Raw genomic sequence first — 8,489 nt, 5'->3', positions numbered from 1 at the left:
ATCTATAAAGCCTTATAATTACAGCTAAATATACGAAAAAAGGAGTAGAGAAAATACGTTTTCTACTCCTTTTTATAACCATTCATAAACAATTTATTACTGAAAAGACTTTTTCAGTGCCCTCGGTTCTTAAACCTCGGGTTTTTCATATAATCTATAACAATCCCGCTCGTCTTAACAACGCTTCTGGTTTTGGTTCTTGTCCTCTAAAACGTTTGTACAAAATCATTGGGTGTTCGGTTCCGCCTTTGGAGAGCACATTTTTCTTGAATTTTGCCGCCACTTCCTTGTTGAAAATTCCCTTTTCCCGGAAATATTCAAAAGCATCGGCATCCAAGACTTCCGCCCATTTGTAACTGTAATATCCAGACGAATATCCGCCTTGAAAAATATGCGAAAAAGCGGTGCTCATCGCATTTTCTGTGACGTCTGGATATAATTGTGTCGCTGCAAATTGCTCCGTTTCGAAAGTTTTAATATCGGTAATATTCGAAGGATCCTGTCCGTGCCAACCCATGTCGAGCAATCCAAAACTCAACTGGCGCATGGTAGCCATTCCTTCCTGAAAACTCGCGCTTTCCTTGATTTTGTGCACTAATTCCATCGGAATCATTTCTCCGGTTTCATAATGATATGCAAACAAAGCCAATGCTTCCGGCTCGTAACACCAGTTTTCCATAATCTGGCTTGGGAGTTCCACAAAGTCCCAATAAACCGATGTTCCGGACAAACTTGGGTACGTCGTGTTGGCCAACATTCCGTGCAAACCGTGACCAAATTCGTGAAACAAAGTGGTGACTTCGTTGAACGTCAAAAGCGATGGTTTGGTTTCCGTTGGTTTCGTGAAATTACAAACGTTCGAAATATGTGGTCTTTCGTTGATTCCTTTTTTGATGTATTGTGATTTGAAAGAAGTCATCCAAGCGCCGTTTCGTTTCCCTTTTCTCGGGAAGAAATCGGCATAGAAAACCGCCACTAATTGGTCGTCTTCGTCTTTCACTTCGTAGGTTTTTACGTCTTCGTGGTATTTGTCGATTTCGAAAATTTCCTCGAACGTGATTCCGTATAATTTTTGTGCCACCGTGAAAGCGCCGTCCAAAACCTTTTCCAACTGGAAATACGGTTTCAATATTTCGTCGTCCAAACTGAACAATTGCTGCTTCAATTTTTCCGAATAATAGGCTCCGTCCCATTTTTCGAGTTGTTCGATTCCATCCAATTCCTTGGCAAAAGCAGTTAACTCCGCAAATTCGTTGTAGGCTGCCGGTTTGGCTTTGGCCAATAAATCATTCGAAAACGAAATTACTTTCTCTGGGGTTTCTGCCATTCGTTCTTCGAGAACAAAATGGGAATGGGTTTTGTAGCCTAAAACTTGCGCTCTGTCGAAACGCAGTTTTGCTATTTTCAACACGATTTCCTGATTGTCAAATTCGTTATTCTGAAAAGCTCTGGCACCAAAGGCAATTGCCATTTTCTTGCGCAATTCGCGATTGTCGGCATACGTCACGAACGGAATATAGCTGGGATGATCCAAGGTGAAAATCCAACCTTCTTTTTCTTGGCTTTTCGCCAAAGAACGTGCCGCTTCTCGGGTTCCTTCCGGCAATCCTGCCAAATCATTTTCGTCGGTAATATGCAATTCGAAAGCGTGGGTTTCGGCCAATACATTTTCGCCAAACTGCAAGCTCAATTTCGACAATTCTTTGTCGATTTCGCGTAAAACCGCTTTCTTTTCATCCGATAAATTGGCTCCGTTTCTGGAGAAACTTTTGTATTTCTTGTCCAGAAGCGTAGTTTGTTCCGGGTTGAGGTTTAAGTGTTCTCTTTGTTCATAAACCGCTTTTACTCGGGCAAACAATTCCGGATTGAGTCGAATATCATTGCCGAATTCTGACAACAAAGGCGAAACTTCTTGTGCGATTTTTTGCATTTCGTCGCTGGTTTCGGCCGAATTCAGGTTAAAAAAGATACTGGAAATCCGGTCTAAAACATCACCGCTGAAAGCCAAAGCTTCAATCGTGTTTTCGAAAGTGGGTTTGATGGGATTTCTGATAATCGCATCAATTTCGTTTTTGGCCAATTCGATTCCTCTTTTAAAAGCAGGAAGAAAATCTTCGTTTTTGATTTTCGAAAAAGGGGCCGTGTTGTATTTTGTATTGAAATGGTGTGTTAAGACGCTCATTGTTTTGTTTTTTAGCCCCGATAGCAGTGGAAATCCTTTTTTGAGGTTTTTGCCGAAAAAAAGATTGCAACGAATAGCGGGAATAGCTCCTGAAAAAGATCAGGATAGTTTTGAGTTTATTTATTTTTTAACGCTTTGGGAAGCGATGATTACGGCTTCTTTCAATCCCGTTTTGTATAATATTATTTTATCCAAAACGCTTTTGTTGTGGCTTCCAATAATTTGGGCAGCAAGAATTCCGGCATTTTTTGCTCCGTTTAAGGCAACAGTCGCCACGGGAACTCCGCCCGGCATTTGCAAAATCGACAAAACAGAATCCCAACCATCGATGGAATTACTTGATTTTATGGGCACTCCAATTACTGGCAAGGGCGACATTGAAGCGACCATTCCCGGTAAATGTGCTGCACCGCCAGCTCCGGCGATTACCACAGAAATACCACGGGTGTGGGCGTTTTTGCTGAAATCAAACAATTTTTCGGGCGTTCTGTGTGCCGAAACGATGTCGACTTCGGTTTCTATGTCAAATCCTTTCAGGATGTCGATGGCTTCTTGCATTACGGGCATATCGGATATGCTTCCCATTATTACGGCTACTTTGCTCATTTGTTTTTTTAATTAAAATCTAAAACATTAATTATATTTTCTTTTATTTTCGATTTCATATCATTGGTTATAAATCCAATTTTTTTTATAAATCTCGAATTGTCAATGGCTCGAATTTGGTCAATCATAATGTCGCTATTCTCGTTCAACCCACAACTCCCTTTAGGTATTCGGATTCGTAAAACATCCGATTCGTTATTTAGTTTGGTTGTAATTGGACAAATAATGGTTGAAGGGTGTGCTATTTCGTTCAAAAAGTTAGTTTGAACAATTACCACTGGTCTCACTTTTTCAGCTTCGGTGCCAATTTGAGGATTTAAATCGGCTAACCAAATTTCAAATTGATTCATATAAAGTGTCTATTTGTTCAAATTCTTTTAAAACCTCCATAGAACTTTCTGAAACTAATTTTGACTCAAAATGTAGTTTTTGTTGTAAAATAAGTCTGCTTTGCATTTTGTTGTAATATTCCAAAGCGTCATTTATATACCTATTTCTTGGTTTCTTTATTGATTTAACAATATTTTCTGTTTCTCCGTAAATAGAATCGTCTAGTTTTAGTGATATTGTTTTCATAATCGAAAAATTTAATACTACAAATGTATGTCTTTTTAGTATATACTTTTTGAATTTTATGATTTTTCAAACAATTTATAAATCAGAAATATAATTCCACAAATGAATGAGATGTAGCAAATAATCAAAATTGTAAAAGCAAACAATGATTTAATTCTTTCTCCTAAATATTCGTTTTTGTCTGATAGGATATTCCAATTTTTCTTTACAAGATTTTCTGAATCAGTAAGATTTAATAAATTTATAATAAAATCTAGTATATCCATTTATGCAATTACTCTAATCGTATTCTTCACGTCTTCGGCAATTTTTCGTGCTTTATTGATATCTTCGTTTACTATCGTTACGTGTCCCATTTTTCGGAAAGGGCGCGTTTGTTTTTTTCCGTATATGTGCGGCGTAACACCGTCCCAACCTAATATTTTTTGAATATTTTCATAAACGACATCGCCTGAAAAGCCATCTTCACCAACTAAATTCACCATAATTCCGGCAACTTTACTAACGGTGTTTCCAAGAGGTAAATCCAGAATGGCTCGCAAATGATTTTCGAATTGTGACGTATAACTGGCTTCGATAGAATAATGTCCTGAATTGTGTGGGCGAGGAGCGACCTCGTTAACCAAAATTTCATCGTCAAAAGTTTGGAACATTTCAACTGCCAAAAGTCCCACATGGTTGAATTTTTTGGAAACATCAAGTGCAATTGCTCTAGCTTTCATTGCTACTTTATCGTCAATTCTTGCTGGGCAAATCACATATTCCACTTGGTTTGCTTCGGGATGAAATTCCATTTCGACAACTGGATACGTTTTGATTTCACCTGAAGGGCTGCGACAAACGATAACGGCCAATTCGTTTTTAAATTCGACCATTTTTTCTGCAATACATTCTACATTAGGCAAATTTTCAACATCTTGCAGTGTTCGAATGATTTTCACACCGTTTCCGTCATAACCAAATTCAGTGCATTTCCATACAAAAGGCATTTCTAATTTAGAATCGACAATATCAACAACCAATTTTTTTAAATTTTTGAATGTTTTGGAAGGAGCTGTTGGAATATTGTTGTTGATATAAAAGGCTTTTTGAATTCCTTTGTTTTGAATGAGTTTCAGGGTTTTTGGAGAAGGATAAACTTTCTTGCCTTCATTTTCCAATTTTTCCAACGCTTCGAGGTTGACCAATTCTATTTCGAAAGTCAAAATATCGACTTGTTTTCCAAAATTATAAACGGTGTCGAAATCCATTAAATCTCCTTGAAAAAATTTGTTGCAAGCGATTTTGCAAGGTGCTTCATCACTTGGGTCAAGAACATAAGTTTGTATGTCGAATTTTCGGGTGTCGAATAACAGCATTTTGCCGAGTTGTCCACCACCGAGAATTCCCAATTTAAAATTGGAAGAAAAATAATTCATCGTTATATAGAAATTTATCTGTAAAATTGATTGTACAAAGATACTTTTAAATGAGTAATAATAAAAAAATACGAGTTGTAAAATAGTCGGAATGGTTTTTCAGTATTACAAAGATTATCTTCTCACAATTATTTTTTTAGAAAAATTACCATTAGTGGTCTCGATTTTTAAATTATAAAACCCTATTGAAAGATTTTCTACATTAATTGAAAACTGATCACTGGTTAACGGGTTTTTGTATTTTCCAATAAGTTTTCCATCTATTGAATAAATGGAAACCGAATAAATATCATTGTTGTTAGGGGAATAAATAGTGATAACTTCTGTAGTTGGATTTGGATAAACGAGAACTTCATATGTATTTTTGAATTCATTTATTGAGAGTAGCTTGTTAGTATAACAGGAGGAATTAACTGTGTTTTGAGTTTTTATGAAATCAGCGATTTTATTATTTGAAAATCCAGTATTGGTCGTGTTATTGTAAAAAGTTAAATCTAATGTTTGATTGCTCGCTCCAAACCAATCTTGAAGGATTGTACTAAAAACTCTCCTATAATCATGTTGTACAGTTTTAAGCTGATAATTATTAGTTGAAACTGCTTCTGATAAATTGATGTTTGTTCCTGATATTCCCGGATTGATTGCGTTTCCAAAAACAAACATTGGTGCTATTTCACCATGATCAGTCCCTAAACTTGCATTTTCCGCTGCTTTTCTTCCAAATTCTGAAAAAGTAACTGCTATAACATCGTTTCCCACATTTTGATTATTCAAATCTGTGATAAAAGTATTGATCGCATCAGAAATCTGAGCCAAAAGAGAAGCGTGATTGCCTAAATGGGTCGTATTGTTTGCGGCTACTTGCATGAAATGAGTGTCGAAACCACTTATTTTTACTAAGTAGACTTTAGTTTGAAGGCCACCAGAGATAAATCGAGCTACAGTTTTTAATTGATTGGATAAACTGGTATTAGGATAGATCAATGAATTAGACCCTGAATTAAAGGAATTTGAAATACTTTGTGCATAAGAATTTGCGGAAGTATCATTGTTAATAATGAATTGAAGTAAACTGCCGTATTCTGAATCAGGAATGTTTGCCGGAGGTTGCCCGCTTAAACCATTCACTACAGAATAAAACCCTGATAAATCTTGGCCGCTAATATTTAAAGACATACCATGTTCTATTTCTCCATGGAAACCGAGTGAATTATCACTGCTGCCGAGTTGAATTCCCAAAGGGAAGTTTGAGTTTAAAAAATTTGTGAAGTAGTTCTCAAGAAAACGCCCCGTCCATCCACTGTCTAAATTATTATTGGCCATAGTACCGTCACCGCCGGTTAACCATGAGTCGGTTGATTTAAAATGAGATTTGTCTTGGGAAGGATAGCCAACGCCTTGAATAATTCTCATAAATCCTTTATCATACAAGTTTTTGAACCCAATTAGAGATGGATGTAATCCCACTTGATCTGTTAAAGCCAAAGTGGAGTCAAGATTAATTATGCCATTTGTCATTCCTACATTATCAAGTTTAATGTTAGGTCGTAATGTTGCATAAGTATCGTATTGATTAATGGGAACAATGGTATTTAATCCATCATTAGCACCCGCTAATTGAATTAAAACCAATTTTTTTGCATCGGAATTTGGACACTCTGACATACCTGCTGATTTGAAAAGAGCAAAAACTTCTGTAGGCAACAATGAAAGTGCACTAGCTGTTGAAGTCAATTTAATAAAATTTCTTCTTATCATGATATTTGTTGTTTTGTTATTAATTATGAAAATAGCACTAAAACAGGTGAGATTTGGGGTCTCTTAATATCTTGGTTGATGAGCGAATTTTTGAAAAATACCAAACGCATAAGTTTTAAATTCTCTTAAATATATTGTAAGTAAAATAAATTATGGAAAGACTACTAAAACAATTGAGATTCGGGAGCCCTTAATATTTTTGTTACTAGAAGCTTTAATCTAGATTCGACAACGGAACTATTATTAGTGCTAATAAAATTATTCCAAGCTTCAGTCCAATAATAATTTGAAAGTCCCTGGAGGAGAAAAGAATTCATAAAGTAGTTAATTCGATCCATATTTGTTTCCTGGGCGAATAAAGCATTGCATAATTCGGAAGTCAATATAAAGGGATCCAAAGGATTAGACACAATTCCAGCATTTTTTATCACATCTGAAATATTTATTTTAGCAGCAATAGTACTATTGCCACTAATTCTGTTTACTCCGTCAAGTAAGGATTCTCCTAAACGGTATTTTGCAATTAATGTAGAGGAAGATATCCAGTTTTTATCAAAATCAGGAGCCTGATAATAGGCTGCATGACCAGCCACGTTTTCAGGATTAAATAATCCCATATTTGAGCTTGTTAAAAATATATTATAAGCAAAAAGATACCAAAAAGTATTATAGAATTCTATTGGCTTAACCATCGGGTCAGGGATTACTGCTTGTAAATAGGTGCATATTTCTGATATTTGTTGGATTGGGGATTTGATTATTCCTCCAATAGTTTCATCGGTAGCGTTAGAGTCATCCAAATCGTAAAAATGTTGACTTTCTAATAGTTTTCTAAGTATTGGAACAATTTCATAGCCATTGTCGTACAAATATTGTGCCAAAGGAGTTATAATGTCATTTTCTGCCTCGGTGGAAATATTTCTTTTCACAAAATAAGTATATATTTTTCTGCAAATATTTTTAGCAGTTGCCGGTTGGTTAAAAACCATTTCAATATAATTATCTAATTCAATATCCATCGAAGCAGCATCAGTTGCTGAAGAGATTATTTTGTTGTTAAAAGCTCCACTAAATGTTTTAGAACTAGTGTTGTGATCTGAAAATTGATTGTAACCTTTTGGGATTCCGGTTTCAGAATCTATTAGATTTCGTTCATATCTTCTTTTAAATCCGGTTAATACCCTGGCTGTCTGAACGATATCAGATTCGGTATAGTTTGTATAATTACCGGGAGCAATTTGTAGTCCTTTACCAATAGTAAATAATTCTAGGAATTCCCGGGCATAGTTTTCATTTGGAGCACTTTTTACATTTGAAGAATTATTTAAAAAACAAAGCATTGAATTATTAAGCGTCATTTTTTTTGCTAACTTTTTATAGTTTCCATAAGAATAAAATAAAAGTAATCTTAGATAGTCGTAAAATTCTGTTGCTGATCCAGATACATCAGTATTTCTTATTACGGTAAATCGAGTTGACAAAAAATGGGAAAGTTTAAATTTTAGGGTTGGATTATTTACAGAATTATACCACCACCAACCCGTTACAATTGTAGCTTTCCTGTTTTGATCGACAAATGTAGCGGCTAAATTTGTTGATTCTGTCCAGTAACTATCTGGGGCATTCAACGGTAGAGGGTCATATGGTAAATTAACGGTAAGCGGATTGTCAATCAATAATAAGTCTAAAGCTTGATTAGGAGTTAATTTTGAAAATTGGTCTATCAAGACTTTGGTGTAAACAAAAGTTGCTCTTCGCAATAAATGTTTAGCGTTTTTGACGCCTAAAACTGCTGTATTTGGATTTAATGAAGCCATAATTTTATGATTTTCAATTTTCTACACTTAAATTTAAGAATAGATAAATGTGATATAATACTTTTTCGATTAAAAGGGCTTAATAATCGTTTAAGTGCTTGTTTTTTAGTAAATTATAATATTTTTTTAAGA

At 35.3% G+C, this 8,489-nt stretch carries 7 protein-coding genes; all 7 read right to left on the bottom strand.

What is annotated here, in order from left to right; genetic code table 11:
* Nucleotides 1–154: 154 nt before the first annotated feature.
* The gene (locus tag IR213_RS14215) at nucleotides 155–2,182 is read right to left on the bottom strand and encodes a M3 family metallopeptidase (RefSeq protein ID WP_194312966.1); all 2,028 of its coding nucleotides are present in this window, start codon (nucleotides 2,180–2,182) and stop codon (nucleotides 155–157) included.
* A 120-nt stretch (nucleotides 2,183–2,302) separates the two neighbouring features.
* Nucleotides 2,303–2,788: a 5-(carboxyamino)imidazole ribonucleotide mutase gene (purE, locus tag IR213_RS14210; RefSeq protein ID WP_194312965.1), complete on the bottom strand. Its 486-nt coding sequence runs from the start codon at nucleotides 2,786–2,788 to the stop codon at nucleotides 2,303–2,305.
* Nucleotides 2,789–2,796: 8 nt separating this feature from the next.
* Nucleotides 2,797–3,138, bottom strand: coding sequence for a type II toxin-antitoxin system PemK/MazF family toxin (locus IR213_RS14205; RefSeq protein ID WP_194312964.1), 342 nt, complete (start codon nucleotides 3,136–3,138; stop codon nucleotides 2,797–2,799).
* Nucleotides 3,125–3,364 carry a hypothetical protein gene (locus tag IR213_RS14200; RefSeq protein ID WP_194312963.1) on the bottom strand — a complete coding sequence of 80 codons (240 nt, stop codon included), beginning with the start codon at nucleotides 3,362–3,364 and terminating at the stop codon, nucleotides 3,125–3,127. Before IR213_RS14200 ends, IR213_RS14205 begins: the two co-directional genes overlap by 14 nt.
* A gap of 266 nt (nucleotides 3,365–3,630) precedes the next feature.
* Entirely contained in the window at nucleotides 3,631–4,782 is a 1,152-nt protein-coding gene (locus IR213_RS14195) for a 5-(carboxyamino)imidazole ribonucleotide synthase (RefSeq protein WP_194312962.1), read from the bottom strand.
* 114 nt (nucleotides 4,783–4,896) lie between these two features.
* Nucleotides 4,897–6,540 (bottom strand): DUF1501 domain-containing protein, encoded by a 1,644-nt coding sequence (locus tag IR213_RS14190; RefSeq protein WP_194312961.1) that lies wholly within the window; start codon nucleotides 6,538–6,540, stop codon nucleotides 4,897–4,899.
* A 164-nt stretch (nucleotides 6,541–6,704) separates the two neighbouring features.
* Nucleotides 6,705–8,357 carry a DUF1800 family protein gene (locus IR213_RS14185; RefSeq protein ID WP_194312960.1) on the bottom strand — a complete coding sequence of 551 codons (1,653 nt, stop codon included), beginning with the start codon at nucleotides 8,355–8,357 and terminating at the stop codon, nucleotides 6,705–6,707.
* Nucleotides 8,358–8,489 lie beyond the last annotated feature (132 nt).

The sequence above is a fragment of the Flavobacterium soyangense genome, from assembly GCF_015277675.1.
Classification (GTDB): domain Bacteria; phylum Bacteroidota; class Bacteroidia; order Flavobacteriales; family Flavobacteriaceae; genus Flavobacterium; species Flavobacterium soyangense.
The sequence above is the reverse complement of the archived record's forward strand: the minus strand, read 5'-3'. Positions and strand labels throughout refer to the sequence as shown.